General features: G+C 64.4%; 21 protein-coding genes. 20 read left to right on the forward strand and 1 reads right to left on the reverse strand.

The window, feature by feature from the left end:
• Positions 1-86: 86 nt before the first annotated feature.
• The gene (locus tag MU848_RS04900; RefSeq protein ID WP_247230584.1) at positions 87-917 is read right to left on the reverse strand and encodes a flagellin N-terminal helical domain-containing protein; all 831 of its coding nucleotides are present in this window, start codon (positions 915-917) and stop codon (positions 87-89) included.
• Positions 918-1246: 329 nt separating this feature from the next.
• On the opposite strand from MU848_RS04900, the gene MU848_RS04905 reads away from it, so the two are divergent.
• The 20 genes from MU848_RS04905 to MU848_RS05000 all read left to right on the forward strand — a co-directional run bounded on the left by MU848_RS04905 (position 1247) and on the right by MU848_RS05000 (position 19083).
• Entirely contained in the window at positions 1247-2488 is a 1242-nt protein-coding gene (locus MU848_RS04905; protein ID WP_247230586.1) for a sigma-54 interaction domain-containing protein, read from the forward strand.
• Positions 2489-2500: 12 nt separating this feature from the next.
• On the forward strand, positions 2501-2860 hold the full coding sequence (fliE, locus tag MU848_RS04910) for a flagellar hook-basal body complex protein FliE (RefSeq protein WP_247230587.1): 360 nt from the start codon (positions 2501-2503) through the stop codon (positions 2858-2860).
• 3 nt (positions 2861-2863) lie between these two features.
• Positions 2864-4600 (forward strand): flagellar basal-body MS-ring/collar protein FliF, encoded by a 1737-nt coding sequence (fliF, locus tag MU848_RS04915; protein ID WP_247230589.1) that lies wholly within the window; start codon positions 2864-2866, stop codon positions 4598-4600.
• On the forward strand, positions 4593-5609 hold the full coding sequence (gene fliG / locus MU848_RS04920) for a flagellar motor switch protein FliG (RefSeq protein WP_097092156.1): 1017 nt from the start codon (positions 4593-4595) through the stop codon (positions 5607-5609). Before fliF ends, fliG begins: the two co-directional genes overlap by 8 nt.
• Before the next feature lie 52 nt (positions 5610-5661).
• Positions 5662-6240 carry a FliH/SctL family protein gene (locus MU848_RS04925; protein ID WP_380800641.1) on the forward strand — a complete coding sequence of 193 codons (579 nt, stop codon included), beginning with the start codon at positions 5662-5664 and terminating at the stop codon, positions 6238-6240.
• 13 nt (positions 6241-6253) lie between these two features.
• Positions 6254-7582: a FliI/YscN family ATPase gene (locus MU848_RS04930; RefSeq protein ID WP_097092155.1), complete on the forward strand. Its 1329-nt coding sequence runs from the start codon at positions 6254-6256 to the stop codon at positions 7580-7582.
• Complete coding sequence (locus MU848_RS04935) at positions 7579-8004, forward strand: flagellar FliJ family protein (protein ID WP_097092154.1); 426 nt, start codon at positions 7579-7581, stop codon at positions 8002-8004. Before MU848_RS04930 ends, MU848_RS04935 begins: the two co-directional genes overlap by 4 nt.
• Before the next feature lies 1 nt (position 8005).
• Positions 8006-9868, forward strand: coding sequence for a flagellar hook-length control protein FliK (locus tag MU848_RS04940; RefSeq protein WP_247230592.1), 1863 nt, complete (start codon positions 8006-8008; stop codon positions 9866-9868).
• Between the two features lie 27 nt (positions 9869-9895).
• Positions 9896-10531 (forward strand): flagellar basal body-associated FliL family protein, encoded by a 636-nt coding sequence (locus MU848_RS04945; RefSeq protein ID WP_097092153.1) that lies wholly within the window; start codon positions 9896-9898, stop codon positions 10529-10531.
• Positions 10532-10583: 52 nt separating this feature from the next.
• Positions 10584-11468 (forward strand): flagellar motor switch protein FliM, encoded by an 885-nt coding sequence (locus MU848_RS04950; RefSeq protein ID WP_247230593.1) that lies wholly within the window; start codon positions 10584-10586, stop codon positions 11466-11468.
• Positions 11465-11803: a flagellar motor switch protein FliN gene (gene fliN, locus MU848_RS04955; protein WP_097092152.1), complete on the forward strand. Its 339-nt coding sequence runs from the start codon at positions 11465-11467 to the stop codon at positions 11801-11803. Before MU848_RS04950 ends, fliN begins: the two co-directional genes overlap by 4 nt.
• An 84-nt stretch (positions 11804-11887) precedes the next feature.
• Positions 11888-12151 carry a FliO/MopB family protein gene (locus tag MU848_RS04960; protein ID WP_097092151.1) on the forward strand — a complete coding sequence of 88 codons (264 nt, stop codon included), beginning with the start codon at positions 11888-11890 and terminating at the stop codon, positions 12149-12151.
• A complete protein-coding gene (gene fliP, locus MU848_RS04965) occupies positions 12141-12935 on the forward strand; it encodes a flagellar type III secretion system pore protein FliP (protein WP_247230595.1) in 795 nt (264 codons plus the stop codon). The genes MU848_RS04960 and fliP overlap by 11 nt, the downstream gene beginning before the upstream one ends.
• A gap of 19 nt (positions 12936-12954) precedes the next feature.
• Positions 12955-13227 (forward strand): flagellar biosynthesis protein FliQ, encoded by a 273-nt coding sequence (fliQ, locus tag MU848_RS04970; protein WP_097092149.1) that lies wholly within the window; start codon positions 12955-12957, stop codon positions 13225-13227.
• Positions 13224-14006, forward strand: a complete 783-nt coding sequence (gene fliR / locus MU848_RS04975; RefSeq protein WP_097092148.1) for a flagellar biosynthetic protein FliR — start codon at positions 13224-13226, stop codon at positions 14004-14006. The genes fliQ and fliR overlap by 4 nt, the downstream gene beginning before the upstream one ends.
• 1 nt (position 14007) lies before the next feature.
• The gene (flhB, locus tag MU848_RS04980; RefSeq protein ID WP_247230596.1) at positions 14008-15144 is read left to right on the forward strand and encodes a flagellar type III secretion system protein FlhB; all 1137 of its coding nucleotides are present in this window, start codon (positions 14008-14010) and stop codon (positions 15142-15144) included.
• A 213-nt stretch (positions 15145-15357) separates the two neighbouring features.
• Positions 15358-15813 (forward strand): hypothetical protein, encoded by a 456-nt coding sequence (locus MU848_RS04985; RefSeq protein WP_247230597.1) that lies wholly within the window; start codon positions 15358-15360, stop codon positions 15811-15813.
• A 97-nt stretch (positions 15814-15910) separates the two neighbouring features.
• Positions 15911-17317, forward strand: coding sequence for a flagellar filament capping protein FliD (fliD, locus tag MU848_RS04990; RefSeq protein WP_247230598.1), 1407 nt, complete (start codon positions 15911-15913; stop codon positions 17315-17317).
• Positions 17318-17335: 18 nt separating this feature from the next.
• Positions 17336-17731 carry a flagellar export chaperone FliS gene (locus MU848_RS04995; protein WP_201514721.1) on the forward strand — a complete coding sequence of 132 codons (396 nt, stop codon included), beginning with the start codon at positions 17336-17338 and terminating at the stop codon, positions 17729-17731.
• A 158-nt stretch (positions 17732-17889) separates the two neighbouring features.
• The gene (locus tag MU848_RS05000; RefSeq protein ID WP_247230599.1) at positions 17890-19083 is read left to right on the forward strand and encodes an aspartate aminotransferase family protein; all 1194 of its coding nucleotides are present in this window, start codon (positions 17890-17892) and stop codon (positions 19081-19083) included.
• Positions 19084-19160 lie beyond the last annotated feature (77 nt).

A 19160-nucleotide genomic window follows, 5' to 3' on the forward strand; every position in this document is an offset into this window, starting at 1 on the left:
GTGGGGACTGTTGATGCGCCGGGTTCCCATGACTGGCTGTCAGGTGACCAATACCTCAGCCGGTCAATCTGGTTCGCTGAACCGGATTACTGGATCAGCTTCAGGACGTTCTGCTGGCTCTGGTTCGCCTGAGCGAGCATCGCCGTCGAAGCCTGGTTCAGGATCTGCGCCTTGGCGAGAGCGGTCGTTTCCGTCGAAAAGTCAGCATCTTCGATGCGGCTCTTGGCGTCGGACAGATTTGTGACGTTTGCAGTCAAGTTATTAATTGTCGATTCTAGGCGGTTCTGAACCGAGCCAAGCGTGGCACGCTTTGTTGCTACGGTCTCCATCGCAGTGTCATACTTTGCCAAATCAGCAGCGACGAATGTCGGAGCGGCCGTCGTTCCCGTGAGAGTGCCGCCCGTACTGGTCGCCACTGCGGACAGGTCCAGAGCGCCCAGCGTGATGGTAATTGAGTCAGTCGAATTTGCACCAGCCTGTATATCGACGCTGGCTGTCGCGGCGGTGAAAAGATTTTTGCCGTTGAACTGAGTATTGGCAATGACGTTGCTGATCTGCTTAGCTAACTCATCGACTTCTGTCTTGATGTTTGCCTGTGCTTTAGTGTCGTTGGTGCCGTTCATGCCCTGAACAGTCAACTCGCGCATGCGCTGCAGCATGTTGCCAACTTCGCTCAGAGCGCCTTCCGCCGTCTGAGCCAGCGAAATGCCGTCATTGGCGTTGCGGATGCCCTGGGTCATGCCCTTGATCTGCGAGGTCATCTGCGAGCTGATCGCGAGGCCCGCCGCGTCGTCCTTGGCGCTGTTGATGCGCTTGCCGCTCGACAGACGCTCCATGGCGGTGCTCAGCGACTTGCCTGCGAGAGCCGAAGCGTTGGCGGCGCGCAGAGCGGAGGAGTTGGTTCCGATAACAGTCATGATATTCCCTTTCTATGTCCTATCAGGTCGCTGCCATCAGGCTGCTTGCGGCCTCGAAAGGGGATAACGGCGCGGCGGAAAAAGCTTTTAGGGCCAAGCGCATTTTTTTCTGAGAAAGTTCAAAAAGCTCGCAAATCCCGGGGTTTTGCGGAGGGCTGTCCTATGGAAGCCGATCCACCGCCCCGGCAAAGCGGAAGAAAATTGCCGCCCGGCAGCAAGGTTATTGCCGCATTAACCAGATGATAACCATGGGAAGGGCATTTGTCAGAGCATCGAAGGGAGTTGGGGCGTGCGGGGGCACAAGCCAGCCGAAAATGGATGGGACTGTCATGTCGTCGCTTGACGTGAGCCGAGGTGTCTGCGCGCTCGTTCCGGGCCTGCAGCATTGGCTGGAAAATGCCTTTTACATGGTACGCATCGTCGATGCGCAGAGCCCGCGCGAGCGTGACGAGCGCCGCGTGCTGCTGGCGACGGAGATCGGCCATGCGACCCATCGCGATATCCTGATCAACCTGATCGAGGGCAAGCCTTCGCTGGTGCCTGCCGCCAACGGCCTGCCTGCCCGCGTGGCATTCAATATCGAAGATATGGGCTTTGCCTTCGCCCTCATCGCCGAGCTCGCCCGCCCCGCGAGCGTCCCGGCAGTGGGCGACGCAGCCAGCACCCGCCTGATGACGCTGGCTGGCCGCGTTGCCCGCAGCGACGCCACGGTCCTGATCCAGGGCGATACCGGCACCGGCAAGGAAGGCATGGCGCGCTTCCTCCATGCCCAGTCGGGCCGCATCAGCCGCGACTTCATTGCCGTCAACTGCGCCGCGCTTCCCGAAACCATGATGGAAGCGATGCTGTTCGGGCATAAGAAGGGCAGCTTCACCGGCGCGGCCAACGCTTCGGATGGTCTCTTCCTCGCCGCTGATGGCGGCACGCTGTTCCTGGACGAAATCGCCGAACTGCCGCTGGCGCTGCAGGCAAAGTTGCTTCGTGCGTTGCAGGAAGGGGAAATCCTGCCCGTCGGCGCGACCCATCCCGTGCCGGTCGATGTTCGCATCATCGCGGCCTGCAACCGTGACCTTGCCGCTGAAGTCGCTGCCGGACGTTTCCGCGAAGACCTTTACTGGCGCCTCAATGTCATGCCGCTGGAACTGCGCCCGCTGGCCGAGCGCGCTGGCGACGTGACCGCCATCGCAGCGGCCATGCTGCTGCGCCATCAGGAATTCGTCTGGCCGACCGCTGCGGCACTGGAAAAGCTCGCCGCCCATGTCTGGCCCGGCAATGCCCGCGAACTGGGCAATGTCCTCCAACGCGCCATCGTATTGCGCGAAGGTGACCGGATCGACGCGGAAGACCTGCACATCGCTGGCGCGCCGCAGTTGCGCGTAGTCGATGCGCAGCCCGCGCCTGCCGGAACGATCAGCCTGCGCGACGTCGCTCGCCAGTCGAAGCTCGACGCCATCCGCGCCGCGCTGCGTGAGACGGACGGCCACCGCGCCGCCGCCGCGCGCAAGCTCGGCATTTCCGAACGCACCCTGCGCTACCGGCTCGCCGAAATGCGCGAACTTGCAGCGGCTTGAGGGAGGTAGGGCATGACCGGCATTTCCCCGACTGACAGCGTGATGGCGATCCGCAACGCCATCCTCCAGAAGAACGCGGCTCTCCGCGATGTTGCCCAAACCGGCACGGTCGGCGGCGGCGCGAGCGTTGGCGGGGCCGAGGGCACCAAGCCCGGCGGCTTTACCGATGCGCTCAACTCCGCCCTCCAGCAGGTCAACGGCCTGCAAGCTCAGGCAGGCGAGGCGGCTTCCGCCTTCGAACGGGGCGAAACGACCGACATCGCCGCCGTCATGCTCGCCAAGCAGCAGGCGTCGGTCAGCTTCGAAGCGACCCTCCAGGTCCGCAACAAACTCCTGTCCGCTTACAAGGACATCATGAGCATGCCGGTATAATCCATGAGCGAGAACGCACTCACCCTCGATGGCGGCGCGACCGCTCTCCCCGCCACCAGCGCCCCTGCCTTTGGCGGCGCGAAGGGCGCCGATGCGCTGAAAGCGCGCTTCACCGGCTTCATCAAACAGCCTGCGGTGGCGAAGAGCCTGCCGCTGCTCGGCCTGCTGGGCGTCGTCGCCACGGCTGGCGCTGCCTGGCTGGCGCTGCGCGAACCGCCCCAGCGTGACCTGTTCCGTGGCCTGCCCGATGCGGACAAGTCGGCCGTGGCGCAGGTTCTGGACCAGAATGGCCTAGCTTACGACTTCGACAATTCGGGCGCGATGACCGTGGCCGAAGATGATTATTTTAAGGCGAAGATGATGCTCGCCGCTCAAGGCCTGCCCAAGAGCGCGCCCGACGGCAACAGCATGATCGACAGCCTGCCCATGGGTGCGTCGCGCGCCGTGGAAGGCGAAAAGCTCCGTTCGGCCCGCGAAATGGACCTGGCTCGCACGATCGAGGCGATCGACAGCGTCGAAAGCGCCAAGGTGCACCTGGCCGTCGAACCGCCAAGCGTGTTCCTGCGCGAACGGGCCAAGCCCTCCGCCTCGGTGATGCTGCGTCTGGCTTCGGGCCGCACGCTGACCGATGCGCAGGTGAGCGCCATCGTCCACCTCGTTGCTTCGTCGGTGCCGGAACTCAGCCCCGATCAGATTTCGCTGGTCGATCAGAATGGCCGCCTGCTCAGCAATAATGACGGCAATGCCGCCGACGACCGCCAGCTTGCGGTGCAGGGCAAGATCGAGGACCGCTATCGCCAGTCGGTGATCGCACTGCTGACCCCGATTTTGGGCGAAGGCAAATTCTCGACGGAAGTCCGCGCCGAACTCAACTTCGCAGAGCGTCAGGCGACCCGCGAAACCTATCCGCAGGACGAAGCCCGCCTGCGCACTGAAACCGGCAGCTGGGCGTCCGACCCGCGCGGCCAGGGCGCTGGCGGCGAAGCAAGCGGCGTACCGGGCGCACTTAGCAATCAGGCCCCGGTCAACCCGACCGTCACGCAAACCAATCCCAACGGGCAGGCTGTCAGCCAGGGAACGCAGGCCAATCAGCCCGCGACCCCGGCAAGCGCGCCGATGAAGACCGAGGAAACCTTCAACCGCAGCTTCGAACTGGGCCGCGAAGTTTCTGTGACCAGGGACGCGGTCGGCACCGTCAAGCGGCTGTCCGTCGCCGTGGCGCTGGACAATGGCGCGGATGGCAAGCCCCGCTCGGCACAGGAAATCGCGGCTCTGGAAGCGTTGGTGAAGGGCGCGGTCGGCTTCGATCAGGCGCGCGGCGACGTGGTCGCGCTGTCCTCGCGCAGCTTCGTCAAGGCCGAAGAAGTGAAAGCCCCCTGGTATGAGGCGGACTGGATCTCTCCGCTGGTGCGCAACCTGTCGGCGCTGGCCGTCGCGCTGCTGGTGATCTTCGGCATCGGCCGCCCGCTCTTGAAGCGACGCGCCGCTGCTCAGGAAGCCGCCGCCGAGCAGACCGCTGCGCAGGGTCAGAAGATCGGCCGTGAAATCTCCTCCGAGATCACCAAGCAGGCGGCGATCGCGCCGGACGGCAGCAAGGCAGTGACGCTCGACATGATCTCGTCCACCTATGACTATGCACAGCGCGCCGACCTTATCCGCAACTTCGTGAAGCAGGACCCGGATCGTGCCGCCCTTGTCGTCCGCGACCTCCTGAAGGAAGGGAAGAAGGACAATGGCTGAGGTCGATACCGCTCCCGCCGCCATCAAGGGCAGCGCCGCCGCCGCCGTCCTGCTGATGCTCTTCGACGAGGATGAAGCCGCGCAGATCCTCTCGCGCCTGGAACCCGACGAAGTTCGCCAGCTTGGCTACGCCATGTATGACGTCGCCGACGTCGCTGTCGAAGAAGTCAACGAGGCGCTCGACCATTTCGTCACCAAGGCGAAGAAGCGCACCACCATCGGCTATGGCGCGACCCGTCACATCCGTGGCGCGATGACCAAGGCGCTGGGCGAGGAGCGCGCCGAAACCATCCTGGCGCGCATCACGCCTCCGACCCGCTCCACCCAGCTCGAAATGCTGAAGTGGATGGACGCCAAGGAAGTGGCGTCCCTGATCGAGGCGGAGCATCCGCAGATCATGGCGATCGTGCTCGCCCATCTGGAAGCGCCGGTGGCCGCCGATGTGCTCCAGCTGCTGCCCGCTGAGTATCAGGAAGAGATCGTCTATCGCATCGCAACCCTGGGTCCGGTGTCGAACGAAGCGCTGGATGACCTGGAACAGCTGTTGCTGCGTGGCTCCACGGCCAAGAAGCAGGGCGCGGCGTCCCAGCGCGGCGGCACGATCGAGGCGGCTGCGATCATGAACAATGTCCGCAAGGAAAATGAACAGCGGATCATGAAGGCGGTGGCCAAGCGCGACAAGATGATCGCGCAGACCATCGAAGAAGAGATGTTCGTGTTCGATAACCTGATCGACATGGATGACAAGAATATGGGCACGCTGATGCGCACCATCGACAGCAGCGTGCTGGTCGTGGCGCTGAAGGGCGCGAACGAGATGCTGAAGGGCAAGATCTTCGGCGCCATGTCCGCCCGCGCCGCGCAGGCGATCGCCGACGAGATCGAGGAACGCGGCCCCATTCGCCTGGCAGAGGTGATGGAGGCGCAGAAGCTGATCATCGCCACCGCGCGCCGCATGGCCGACGCTGGCACCATCATGCTCGGCGGCAAGGGGAACGATTTTGTTTAAGGTCTGGGACGCGAGCAGCAGCCGGGATGCGTCGAGCATCCCCCTGGGCGGCATGGGGCAGGTGAAAAACGGCAGCTTCCGCAGCCTTTATTCCGACGCGGCCCCGGCGCCCGGCAGGACGATGCACGATGCCGCGCCCGCCATGACCGACGAGGACATCATCGAACAGGCCCGGATGGAGGCCTTCACGCTCGGCTTCGATGAAGGATGCCGGGTGGTCGGCGATGCCGCCGCCGCGGATGCCGAAGCACGCGCTCGCCTCGCCGAAGCACTGGAAAATCTTTCGCCCGCGCCCAGCGGCATGCTCTCCACCATGTTGTCGGCCACGGTCGTCCGGCTGGTCGAACAGATTGTCGGCGAGGTCGAGATCGATCTGGAGCGGCTCGTCCAGCGCTGCGACACGGTCGCCGCTTTCATCGAGGATAATGAGGACAAGAGCGCGCTCCACCTGCATCCCGACGATGTCGCCATGCTGGAAGGCGAAGCGATCGGCGTGAAGCTGGTCGGTGATCCCGCCATGCATCGCGGTTGCGTACGGCTCGAAACCGCAGACGGCTGGGTCGAGGATGGCCCGGACGTGCGCCTGTCGCGCCTGCGTGCGCTGATGGACGACATGGAAGGCCGTTCATGAAGGGGGTTTGGGCATGATCAAGGCATCGCTTGCCCAGGCGGAAAGCCTGTTCGACCATCTCCAGGTCCAGAACCGTTCACCCCGTCACGTCGGCCGTCTCGTCAGCCACGATGCGGGCATGCTGGAGGTCACGGGCTTTCGCAAGCCGATCGGCGCAGGCGCGCGGGTGATCGCGTCGGACGGCACCATCTGCCGCGCCGAGGTGGTCGGCTTTCGCGGCGACAAGACGCTGCTCGTGCCGCTGGATGCCGACGCACCGCTGGAAAATGGTGCACGGGTAGAACCGGACAGCCAGGCGAACATGGTGCAGGTGGGCGAGGGGCTAATCGGCCGCGTCATCGACGCCATGGGCCAGCCGCTCGACCGCAAGGGACCGATTATCGCCGGCGGCAGCTGGCCGCTCAATGGCGTCAAGGGCAATGTCCTCGACCGGGGCCGCGTGACTGAACCGTTCGACCTTGGCGTGCGCGCGGTCAACGCGCTGCTCACCGCCGGGCGCGGCCAGCGCATTGCCATCATCGCTGGGTCGGGCGTGGGCAAGTCCGTCCTGATGGGCCAGATGATCGCAGGCGCGGAAGCCGACATCGTCGTCGCGGGCCTGATCGGCGAACGCGGCCGCGAGGTCAGCGACTTCCTGGAAACCAAGCTCAAAAATTCGATGCACAAGAGCATCGTCGTCGCCGTGCCCGCCGATCATCCCCCGGTGCTGCGCCTGCGCGCCGCCGCGCGGGCCACCGCCATCGCCGAATATTTCCGCGCGCGCGGCAAGAAGGTGCTGCTCCTCATCGACAGCCTGACCCGCTGCGCCCATGCCCAGCGCGAGATCGGCCTTGCGCTCGGCGAACCGCCCGCGATGAAGGGCTATCCGCCCTCCGCGCTTGCGCTGATCCCCCGTCTGGTGGAACGGGCAGGGGTGGATGCCCGCACCGGCGGCTCGATCACCGCGCTCTACACCGTGCTGGCGGACGGCGATGACACCGACGATCCGATCGTGGACGCCGCCCGGGCGATCGTGGATGGCCATTTCGTCCTTTCGCGCCATCTGTCGGAACAGGCGATCTTCCCCGCCATCGACATCGGCAAGTCCCTCTCGCGCGTCATGGCTGACGTGGTGCCGGACGATCATCGCATGGCCGCTGCCTCCTACCGCCGCCTGTGGGCCGCCTATGAAGAAAATCGCGACCTGATCCTGATGGGCGCCTACCGCCCGGGCAATGACCCGGTGATCGACGAAGCCGTGCAACGCCGCCAGGAAATCCTCGATTTCATCCGGCAGGATCAGAAAAGCCGGATCGACCTCGACACCAGCGCTGGTGCTCTCATCGCTGAGTTCGGCGCATGAAGGGCGCGCTCAAGACGCGCCACCGCGTGCTGCGCGTCCGCCATGTGCAACATGCCATGGCTGTCGCTGAAACGGCCCGTGCCCGTGACGAGGCAGACGGCATCGAACGCAATGCCGACCGGCTGCGCAAGGTGCGGAACGATCTTTTTTCCGACCCCGGCATGGCAACTGGCGCGAATTTTGCAGCGATGCAGGAACTTGCTGGCCGGCTCGAGCAGGCTGGCCGTCAGCTGGATGGCGCGCTCTACGATGCGCGCCGCAAGGTAGAGGCCAAGGAAGGCCTGACCCTTGCGGCCAATCGGGATCGCGAAATCGCCGAAAAGCTCAAGGATCGCGCCCGCGCGGACCTGGAGGAATGGCGGGAAAACAAGCTGGCGGCCCTGCCGCGCTACCGCCGGATGCAGCGGACGGGAGACCTATGAGATGAACATGCTTTCCAGCCTGAAGGCACTGCTCTTTTCCTCAGCCGCGCCGGGCGTAGCGGCGATTCAGCCTGCCACGCCAGGCGAGACGACCGATTTCGCCGCGCTCTTCAACGGCACCATGGCGGAAGAGACCGCCGTTGCTCCGGCCCTGCCGCAGATCGAGGGACCAGCTGTGCCGCCCGTTGCGGCCGATGCTCCGCCCATTGAACAGCAGGACACAGCTACCGCTCCCTCCGGCCTCCCGATAAACATGGCTCCGCCCGAGGCCACGCATGCGCGGGGCCACGTCCCGCACGGGCTTGCCATAGCGGTTGCCGCCGGCAAATCCTTGCCGTCGCAATTGCCGCCCGGCCGAGCGCTCGGGCTCGTCAAGCAGGCCGCAGATGTTCCGGTGGAGCAGCAGCTACAGGTTGAGCCTTCGCCTTCCCAGGCGCAGTCCGAGACAAGCTTGCCGGACGAAGCACCCATCCCTGAGCCAGATGCGTCGGGTGAAGCACCCGTCCAGCCGGAAGCCGCAGTACCGGATAAGGGGACTAAGCCTGCCCAGTCGCCCAAGGCTCATCCTGCCGCTCACAAGGATGAGCCTGAGCCGGGGCCTGCCATTCCCGTCATGGCGGAAGCCTCGCCGGTCGAAACCCAATCCTCGCCCAAGCAGAAGGCAAAGGTCGAACGTACGGAGCAGGACCCTGCGGCTACGGCTCCAGTGCCGCAGCCCGTCATGGCAGCTGAAGCCGTTCCGCCAGTCAATCCTGAACCTGTAGCCGATGCATCAACAGACGGCTCCGAACCTGTAGCTGCCGCACCCAATGTGGCACCGATTATGACGGTTCCTGTGCCATCGGCGCCCTCGCGCGGTCCTGCGCCAATCCAAAGCGACCCTGAAAGGATCGCCCCAGACCAGCGCCACGCTCGCGGCGAGGGGAAGATATCCTCGGCGGTTCCAGACGCGCCTGTGGCGGTGATGGCAGGCGAAAGCCCAGCCCCCGAAGGCGTATCGCCCGCAGCGCCCGTCCTCAATGGCAAGCCGGTGAAGGCGGAAGCGATCGCTCTCCTGGCAATCGTGCGTGAACAGGTGGCCGCGCGCCAGACCGGCGCGCCCATTCGCGTCGGCGAACAGGTTTCCGCCGCTGCGCATGCGAAAGCCGAAACGCCCGCGCGTTCAGCCGAACCGGCATTGGATTCGTCCGTCGTTCCGCCGTCCCCTGACGCAGCTCCCGCTGCTCCTCCGGTCGCGGCTCCGCAAACCGCCAGCCTGTCCGTACCAAGCGCAGTTCCCGCTTCGCCATCGCCCGATTTGTCTGCGAGCCTTGGCGCTCAGGTCGTCGACATGGGTGTTTCCGGCCAGTGGATCGACGGGCTTGCTCGCGACATTGCAGGGCTGTCGGCAAACGGCGCGCAGGGTCGGTTCCAGATCGATACGCAGCATCTGGGCGCGGTGCAGGTGGACATTCGGCACGACACCGACGGCGCCGCAGTCAGCCTGACCGTTGCCAGCGAGGCAGCGGAGGCGGCCTTGCGGCAGGATAGCGACCGGCTGAAGCTGGACGCGGGCCTTGCTGCCGTGCGCATCGCCGAGTTGAAGGTGGAACGCGCGCCTGCGGTGGCTGAAGCGCACCGCGCCGAAACAAGTGGCCAGTCATCTTCTCAACAGCAGCAACAACAGCCGCAGCAAGGCTCTCAAAGCTCCGCCTGGGCGCAGAATAACGGCCAGAATATGGGCCAGCCCCAGGGTCAGCAAAATCGCTGGCAGGGGCGCGAAAATAATGGCTTCGGCCCTAAAGGCTCCGGCGATCCTGCCGTTCTTAACCATGCGGACGCGCAGCCTGCCGCCCATGGCCGGGCGCGCGCGCGTTACGCTTAAGATCCAGGATTTTCGGGGGACCGGCAGATGAGCGACGAGGCGAAGGCGAAGAAGAAAAAGGGCGGGGGCATGAAGATGATCCTGCTGGCCGCCGCCGCGCTTGTCCTGGGTGGTGCGGGCACGGCTGGCGGGCTCTACGCGGCCGGTTTCTTCAGCGCCAAGGAAGAGGGCCCCAAGGAAGATCCCAACAAGCCAGTCCTCGTCCTTGCGGGCGAGAGCGCCGAGGAAGTCGCGAAGGCTCATGGCATGGGCGGCGAAGGGCATGGTGAAGGCGGCGGCGGGGGCCATGCGCCCGCGCATCCGGGCAAGGGCATCGACCTTCCCACGCCCGCCAATCCGGCGGCCTATCAGGCGACCTATTTCCAGCTGCAGGCGCCCTTCACCTCCAACATGTCGGACACCGACGCCTTCGCCCAGATTTCGGTGGCGGTATCCACCTATTACGACCTGCGCGTGATCGAGGCGATCAAGACGCACGAGATGGCGATTCGCAGTCAGGTGCTGATGCTGCTCGCCCAACAGCCCGAAGCGATGCTGGCGACGCCGGAAGGCAAGCGGCAGCTCCAGGGCCGGATCAAGGGCGTTATCAACGATGTTTTGAAGCAAAAGACGGGCTATGGCGGCATCGATAACGTTTATTTTACCAATTTCGTTATTCAATAGGGGTGCCTGAAAGGTCGGGAAGTCCCCTGACCCGCTAGGGCAGGGGACTATGATGAACGACGTTCAGACCTACGCTTTCGGGCGTGGGGAATCGCAGACACCACAGCTGCTGTCCGGGCTCGACCGGCTGGGCGAAAAGCTCGGTCGGCGTTTGCGCGCCTTGTTCGAGCCAATCTCGGGCGTGCGCCCGCATATCGCCATGCTCGACGCGCAAGTGCTGGATTTCGGTCAGTGGTCGGCGCAAGTGCCCACCTTTTCCAGCATCGGCGTCTATCGCATCGCGCCGCTAAAGGGTCAGATGCTGCTGCGCATGGACGCGGCCATGATCTCGACGCTGGTCGATTGCTTCTACGGCGGCCTGGGCAATCGCCCGCTGCCCGTGCGCGGCGAGTTCACCCCGACCGAAGACCGGCTGATCAGCCGCATTTCAGAAGGCGTGATCGCGCGCCTTTCAGAAGGTTGGGCCGACATCCTGCCGCTGGAAATCGGCCTTGTCATCCGCGAAACCGGGATCGGCTTCGCATCCGCCGCGCAGCCAGGCGAGCAGATGGTGCTGCAACGCTTCATGCTCAGCATCGCGCGCGATCAGGAATGGCCGATCGACCTGCTCTACCCGCTGTCGTCGTTGCGCGCGGTGGAGCCGCTCATGGGGACGAAGGCTCCGGTGGACGAGGAGCGCGTCGATCCAGTGTGGCAGGCGCGCATCGCCAATCGCATGCGCGACATCCGCCTGCCCGCCCGCACCGTGCTGGCGCGCCCCAATCTCTCGCTCGCCGACCTCATGCAGTTGAAGACCGGCGACATCATTCCAGTCAATATCAGCCGCAGCCTGCCGCTGATCGTGGGCGACCGCATCGTCGCTCATGGATCGATCGGCGAACAGGACGGCCGCGCCGCATTCCAGATTGAAAAGCTTTTACAGGGACCTGAACAATGAGCGACATGAGCGAAGCGCCGCGGATGGACGGCTTTGCCGACAACGGATTGAGCCGGATGGTCAGCAATCCCCAGTTCCGCCTTCTGGCCGACATTCCCGTCCGCATGTCGGTGGAGGTCGGCTCCACGTCGCTGCGCCTGGCGGAGGTCATGGACCTGGCGGAAGGCAGCATCGTGGAACTCGACCGTCAGGCCGACGACCTGCTCGACATCATGGTCAACGGCGCGCTGATCGCGAAGGGCGAGGTGGTGACGGTGAATGGCCGCTATGGCATCCGCATCGTCGACATCGCTGCTGCCGAAAGCCGCCTGGCCGGGGTCGAACGGCGCGGTTGATCGCGCCGCCATCCTTTTTCCCTTGCTGCGCGCCGATCTTTCTGATTCGGAAGGGCGGTTAACCATGATAGCGGACCGGCCCTCATGTTCTGGTATTTCGTCAAACTGCTGATCCTCCTGCCGCTGGTCGGCGGCATGGCCTTCGGCGCGCTGTGGCTTTGGCGCAAATATCAGCCCGGCATGATCGCGGGGCAGGACGGCCGATCCTTGAAGATGCTCGAAGCGCTCCCGCTCGGCACCTTCGGCAAGCTCGCCGTGGTCGAGTTCGAGGGCAAGAAGATACTGCTGTCCGTCACGCGCGGCCGGATCGAAAAGATCGCGGAAGGCGATCCCTATCGTGCGCGCTAAGGCGCTGCTGATCGGCGGACTTGCGCTGACGGCTGGGGTGCTGCTGGCTGAACCCGCGCTCGCCCAGGCAGCCGCGCAGGCCGCACCCGCGGCGCCGGTCGACAATGGCGGCGCGCTGACCCGCGCGATGGGCGCGATTTCGGGCGACGGCCGCCCGCTGTCCCTGTCGCTCCAGATCCTCGTCCTGATGAGCCTGCTGTCGGTGCTGCCGTCGCTCGTGCTCATGATGACCAGCTTCACCCGCATCATCATCGTCCTGTCGATCCTGCGCCAGGCGCTGGGTTTGCAGCAGACCCCGCCCAACCAGGTGCTGGTGGGCCTTTCGCTCTTCCTCTCCCTCTTCGTGATGCGCCCCGCGATCGACCAGATCAACGCGCAGGCGTTCGATCCCTATGGCAAGGGGCAGATCAGCATCGAGGAAGCGGTCGGCCGGTCGGGCAAGGTGCTGCACGGCTTCATGGCCAAGCAGACGCGCGAGACGGATCTGAAGCTCTTCGCCAACCTCGCCGAATCGCCTGCCTTTCGCTCGCCCGCCGACATCCCCTTCTCGATCCTGCTCCCCGCCTTCGTCACGAGCGAACTGAAGACGGCGTTCCAGATCGGCTTCATGATCTTCCTGCCGTTTCTCATCATCGACCTCGTTGTCGCCTCCACGCTGATGGCGCTCGGCATGATGATGCTGTCGCCGACGATCATCTCCATGCCGTTCAAGCTGTTGCTGTTCGTGCTGGTGGATGGCTGGGCCCTGACAATGGGGTCTCTCGCCGGGTCCTTCGCGACATGACCGCGCGAGGCATCTAGCCATGGAAAACGCCGACTTCTTCATGGGCCTTGCTCAACAGGCGCTCTGGATCACGGCGCTCGCCGCCGCGCCCATCCTGATCCCGGCCCTGATCGCTGGCGTCCTCATCGGCATGGTGCAGGCCGCCACCTCGATCAACGAACAGACGCTGAGCTTCATCCCCAAGATCATTGTCGTGGGCGGCATGCTGGTGCTGTTTGGCGGGTCGATCCTTGTCCTCATCGCGGACTTCACCCGCGAAATATTCGAACGCATCCCGGACCTGCTCCAATGATCGCGCCGGGCTTCGCGAATGTGGAGACGCAGCTCTGGATCTGGCTGATCGCCATGATCCGCCCGGGCGCAGCCTTCATCGCGGCGCCCGTATTCGGCGCGCCCTCCGTGCCGCTGCCGCTGCGCTTCATCCTCTCGCTTGCGCTTGGCCTCGCCGCGCTCAACAGCGTCACCATCCAGCTGCCGCAGGACGGCGTCGCCAGTTTCGCGGGCGTGATGCTCGTCATGGGCGAGGTGCTGGCCGGGCTCGCCATGGGCTTTGCGGTGCAGATCGGCTATGCCGCTGCCTTCGTCGCGGGCGAGGCGATTGGCAACACCATGGGCCTGAACTTCGCCGCCATGGTCGATCCGTCCTCGGGGCAGGCGACCCAAGCGGTCGGCACATTCCTGTCGATCCTCGCCACCTTCCTGCTGCTCGGCATGGACGGCCATCTGATGCTCGCCAGCTTCGTGGTGCAAAGCTACAAGGCGCTGCCACCCGGAGACGCAATGCTCAGCAATGATGCGGTGTGGCATCTGGTGCAGTTCGGGGGCGCGCTGCTTGGTGCGGGCCTCACGATCGCGCTCCCCGTCGGCTTCGCGCTGGTGTTGGTGCAGATCATCATGGGCATGCTCGCTCGCAGCGCGCCGTCGCTGAACCTCTTCGCGGTAGGCATGCCCGTCGCCGTCATGGCGGGCCTCATCCTGCTTGCCATCGCCGCGCCGGTGATGGGTGAGGGGCTGACCGCCGCGCTTAAGTCCGGGCTCGACCAGGCCCAGTCGATCGCGGAGGGCCGCTGACATGGCTGGCGACAATGGCGGCGGCGAAAAGACCGAAAAGCCGACACAGAAGAAATTGCAGGATGCCGCCAAGAAGGGCGACATCCTTCAGTCCAAGGAACTGGCGACCGCGCTGGTCGTGATGGCAGGGATCGGCTGGATCGCGGTGACGGGACCTTCCGTCGTCGAATCCCTTTCGCAGATGCTGATCGAGGCGCTGCGCTTCCGGCGTGAGGATATCATGGACTTCGCGCCCGCCGCGCGCGGCATGAGCCTGCTCACCGGCATCGCGCTGCCGGTCGGCGGCATATTGCTGGCGACCACGCTCGCCGCCATCGCGGGACCCGCCATCCTCGGCTCGCTCGGCTTCCGCCCCGGCGCCTTCGCGCCCAAGGCGTCGAAGCTCAATCCGGCAGCGGGCCTCAAGCGCATCTTCGGCATGCAGGGCCTTATCGAGCTGATGAAGTCGATCGCCAAGGTCGCGCTGCTCGGCTCCATCGGCGTCTGGCTGATCTGGGACCGGCTGACCGCGATCATCGGCCTTGGTTCGTCGGGCCTTGCTCCCGCCATGTCGGAACTGGGCAACATGTTCATCATGACCTGCCTCGTCATGGCGGGCGGCCTGTTCCTCATCGCTGGTATCGACGTTCCCGCGCAAATCATGCAGCGCTCGAAACGCCTCGGCATGAGCAAGCAGGACATCAAGGACGAGCATAAGGAGAGCGAAGGCTCGCCGGAACTCAAGGGCCATATCCGCCGCCGCCAGTTCGAAGTGCTGAGCGGATCCACGCGCCAGGCGGTGGCTGAAGCCAGCGTCATCATCACCAACCCGACCCACTTCGCCGTCGCCCTGCGCTACAAGCCGGGGCAGGATGCCGCGCCAGTCGTGGTGGCGAAGGGCTGCGACGCGATCGCCGCCGCCATTCGCGAGCTTGCCGACCAGAATGGCGTGACGGTCCTTCAATATCCCGATCTTGCCCGCGCCATCTACTTCACTTCGCGCGCCGGGCAGATCGTCAATGAAGGGCTCTACATGGCGGTCGCGACCGTCCTCGCCTTCGTCTTCCGCGTGGAAAACCGGATGGCCAGCGAGATGGACCGGCCCTTCATCAGTGTGCCCGACGACCTGCGCTTCGACGCCGACGGCCAGAAGCTCTAGGACCCGCCTCCTGCTCCCGTTCGCCCTGAGCCTGTCGAAGGGCCGTTTTTCTTCTTCATGAAAAGTGAAGGGCTTCGACAAGCTCAGCCCGAACGGGGCAGGGTGATTTTTTGATGAGAGGCGCCACGCCTTGATAAAAAACCTCACGGTGAACTAAATCTTAGGCATTGCTGGCCGTAATATATTCATGGGGACGCATTAGGATGGTGCGTCATGAACGAATATGTTTCGCGGAGCGACTTAACGCAGGTTGATCGGGTATCTTCCCGAACGCCTTCGGCCGTGCCCGCGGTCCAGCCTGTAGCTGCCCAGCAGGGCATGGATACGCCAGCAGGCAAGCCGCAGGACGGCGGTACGAATATGGGCCTTTCCGAAGATGATCTCGCCAGCGCGGCGGAATATGCCAAGGTGCATGCGCGCGTGGCCGATATCCTGGCGGAGTTGCGATCGGCCTCGGCCACGCCGACCATGGAAGGCGCGGAAGCGGAAATCCAGACGCTGCTGCCTGCGCCCATGATCCTCGTGCCCTTGCCGCCCGCATCAAAGGAAGCGGTGGAAAGTGCGGTGACGCTGGGCAAGCGCATTGCGGAACAGGCGAGCTACGCGCACGCTGCGCAGGCCCATCTCAAGCGTGGAACGGTGGATCAACTGCTTTCGACTGACCATTGAGGTAAAAGATCGCCAAGCGCGGTCTTTCCTTCCCTCATGAAAATCATTCCTAAAGGTCTTCGTTCTAGAGCCGTTCTCATCCTCGAAAGGACGGACGATGACTTCGGTAAGCAGCAGTATTTCGACAGCGCTCGGCATCGGGTCCGGCATTGATACCGGGGCGCTGGTCACCAGCCTGGTGAGCGCCGCGCGCGACCCGAAGCAGAAGATGATCACCGACCGGCAGAGCGCCAATAATGCGCGGATTTCGGCGCTGGCCTCTGCTTCCAGTTCGCTCGACACATTCGCCGATGCGCTCAATAGCCTGCTCGCGGGCACCGGCTATGCGGGTAACCCTGCCTCCAACGATCCCAGCATCGCGGCGGTAAGCCTGCTGCCCGGCGGTACGCCCAAGCTTCCTGCTCAGCTTGAAGTGCGTCAACTCGCCGCGGCGCAGACCATCTCATCGGCTATCGCCGCGAACGCAACTGCCTCCACTGTGCTTGGCGCTGGCAGCTTTTCGCTCAAGGTGGGCAATGGCGCCGCCGTTCCGATCACGCTCGCGGCGGGCGCAACCTATGCTGATCTTGCCGCCGCCATCAATGCGTCCGGCGCAGGCGTGACGGCCAGCGTCATAACTGACAATCAGGGCACGCGCCTTGTGATGAAGGGCGCCACCGGGGCCGCGAACAGCTTCACCTTCACGAATACGTCATCACCTGCCAATGCCGCGCTCGACGCCTTCACATGGGACGGCACGACTGGCGGCATGACGCGCCAGGTGCAGGCGCAGGATTCGATCATTCGCCTTGACGGGGTGGAGCAGCGCTACAGCAGCAACACCATCGATACCGCGATCGCCCATCTGCGCATCGACCTCAACAAGGCCGCGCAGGGCACCAGCGTGACGCTGGCGACGACGCAGCCGACCACCACGATGCGCGACCTGATGGTCGAGTTCGTCGATGCCTACAACACGCTGATGAAGGCGCTCAACACCGCCACGGCGAAGGGATCGGACCCCTCCACCGCTGGCGCGCTGAACGGCGAATCGTCGGTTCGCGACATGAAGCGGCAGCTGTCGCAGATGACCTCGGCGGCGCTCGCGCCGAGCGGGGCCTACACGACGCTTTCTTCGATCGGCGTCAGCACCAACCGCGACGGCACGCTGAAGCTCGACACCGCCGCGCTCGACAAGGCGCTGACGGCCGACGCGGCCGGGATCACGCAGATGCTCAATCCGGCTGTCAAGTCGGACACGACGCCGGGGCTTGCAGGGCTGATGGACGGCGTGCGCGACAAGATCCAGCAGAAGGACGGTCCGCTCGCCACTGCCAAGACCAAATATGAAAAGCTGGCCGAAAACCTCACCGAGCAGCTGGAAAAGCTGAACGAGCAGATGACGGACTACCAGGCACAGCTCTCCAAAATCTACACCAACATGGAAAAGCGGCTTTCCGCGTTCAAGGCGACACAGACCTATCTTGAGCAGCAGGTCGCCATGTGGACCAAAAGCGATAATTGATAACAGGGGTCAGATAAGATGTTCTATTCTCAGGGCTATGCAGGCAATCGCGCGGCGCGCGGCTATGCAGCGGTTCATTCGGGCAGCCGGATCGAAGGCGCGACGCCCCATGCGCTCGTCAAGGTGCTGTTCGACGAGCTGCTGATCGCCCTTGAGGCCACTGCGCTTGCCGAGCGCAACAATGACCGCCTGAAGGTGTCCGACAAGCAGGCCCGCGCCATGTCGATCCTGATCGCGCTCGAATCCAGCCTCGACTTCGACAAGGGCGGCGACATCGCCATGGGCCTCGCCCAAATCTACCGCGAAGCGCGCCGCCTGCTGCTGCTGAGCGCCAAGGAACGCTCGCCCGACCATGCCGAGCAGGCCCGCGACATCATCGCGGAAATCGCCGACGCCTGGAACCAGATCGGGTAATTCACCGTCATCCCGGCGGACGCTGGCATCTCAGGCGAGAGGGTGCTTGCACCACCTGAGCGCCGCTAGTATAGGCAGCGCTCGCAAAGGGCGGCCCGGCGGGGGCCGCCTTTTTGCGTTTTGAGACTTTTCATCAGCCCAGCGAAGGGAGGGCCACCATGTCGATTACGCCGCTCATGCCCGTTTACCCCCGGTGCGATGTCCGCCCGGTGCGAGGCGAGGGCTGCTATCTGATCGGCGAGCGTGGTGAACGCTATCTCGACTTCGCCAGCGGCATCGCGGTCAATCTGCTCGGCCATGGTCATCCCAAGCTTGTGAAGGCGATCGCGGATCAGGCCGCGACGCTGATGCACACGTCGAACCTCTATGGCATGCCGCTTGGTGAAAAGTTCGCACAGCGGCTGGTCGATTCGACTTTCGCCGATACGGTCTTCTTCACCAATTCGGGCGCGGAAGCGGTCGAGTGCGCGATCAAGACCGCGCGCCGCTACCATTATGCCAATGGCGAGGCGCACCGGCACAAGATCATCAGCTTCGACAACGCCTTCCACGGCCGGACGCTCGGGACCATCTCGGCCACCAGCCAGCCCAAGATGCGCGACGGCTTCGAACCGCTGCTGCCCGGCTTCACCGTCGTTCCGTTCAACGATCTGGAAGCGGCCGCGGCTGCCGTCGATGACAACACCGCCGGTTTCCTCGTCGAAACCGTGCAGGGCGAAGGCGGCGTGACGCCCGCGACCCAGGAGTTCCTCTCCGGCCTGCGCCAGCTCTGCGACGAGAAGGGCATGCTCCTCATCCTCGACGAAGTGCAGTGCGGCTATGCCCGTACCGGCACCTTCTTCGCGCATGAGCAATATGGCGTGCAGCCCGACATCATGGCCGTCGCCAAGGGCATCGGCGCGGGCTTTCCACTCGGCGCCTGCCTTGCGACGGAGGAAGCGGCCAAGGGCATGGTGTTCGGCACGCATGGCTCCACCTATGGCGGCAACCCGCTCGCCATGGCGGTCGGCATGGCCGTGCTGGACGAAGTGCTGGGCGAGGGTTTTCTCGACCATGTGAACAGCATCGGCGCGCGCCTGCGTTCCGCGCTGGAGCAGCTCATTCCCAATCACGACATGTTCGAGGATGTGCGCGGCCTTGGCCTGATGCTCGGCGTCAAGCTGAAGGACAGTGCCGACGCCCGCAACTTCGTGGCGCATCTGCGCGACAATCATGGGCTGCTGGTGGTGTCGGCAGGGCAGAATGTCGTCCGCATCCTGCCGCCGCTTGTGATCGGCGAGGAACATGTCGCCGAATGCATCGAAAAGCTGTCCGCCGGTGCCCGCAGCTTTGCGGAGGCGCAAACGGCATAGCCAACTTCCGTTCGCCCTGAGCGTGTCGAAGGGCACTCCTTCTTTTGAATAGAGAAGTGCGCTTCGACAGGCTTGGC

The organism is Sphingobium agri (genome assembly GCF_023051225.1).
Classification (GTDB): domain Bacteria; phylum Pseudomonadota; class Alphaproteobacteria; order Sphingomonadales; family Sphingomonadaceae; genus Sphingobium; species Sphingobium agri.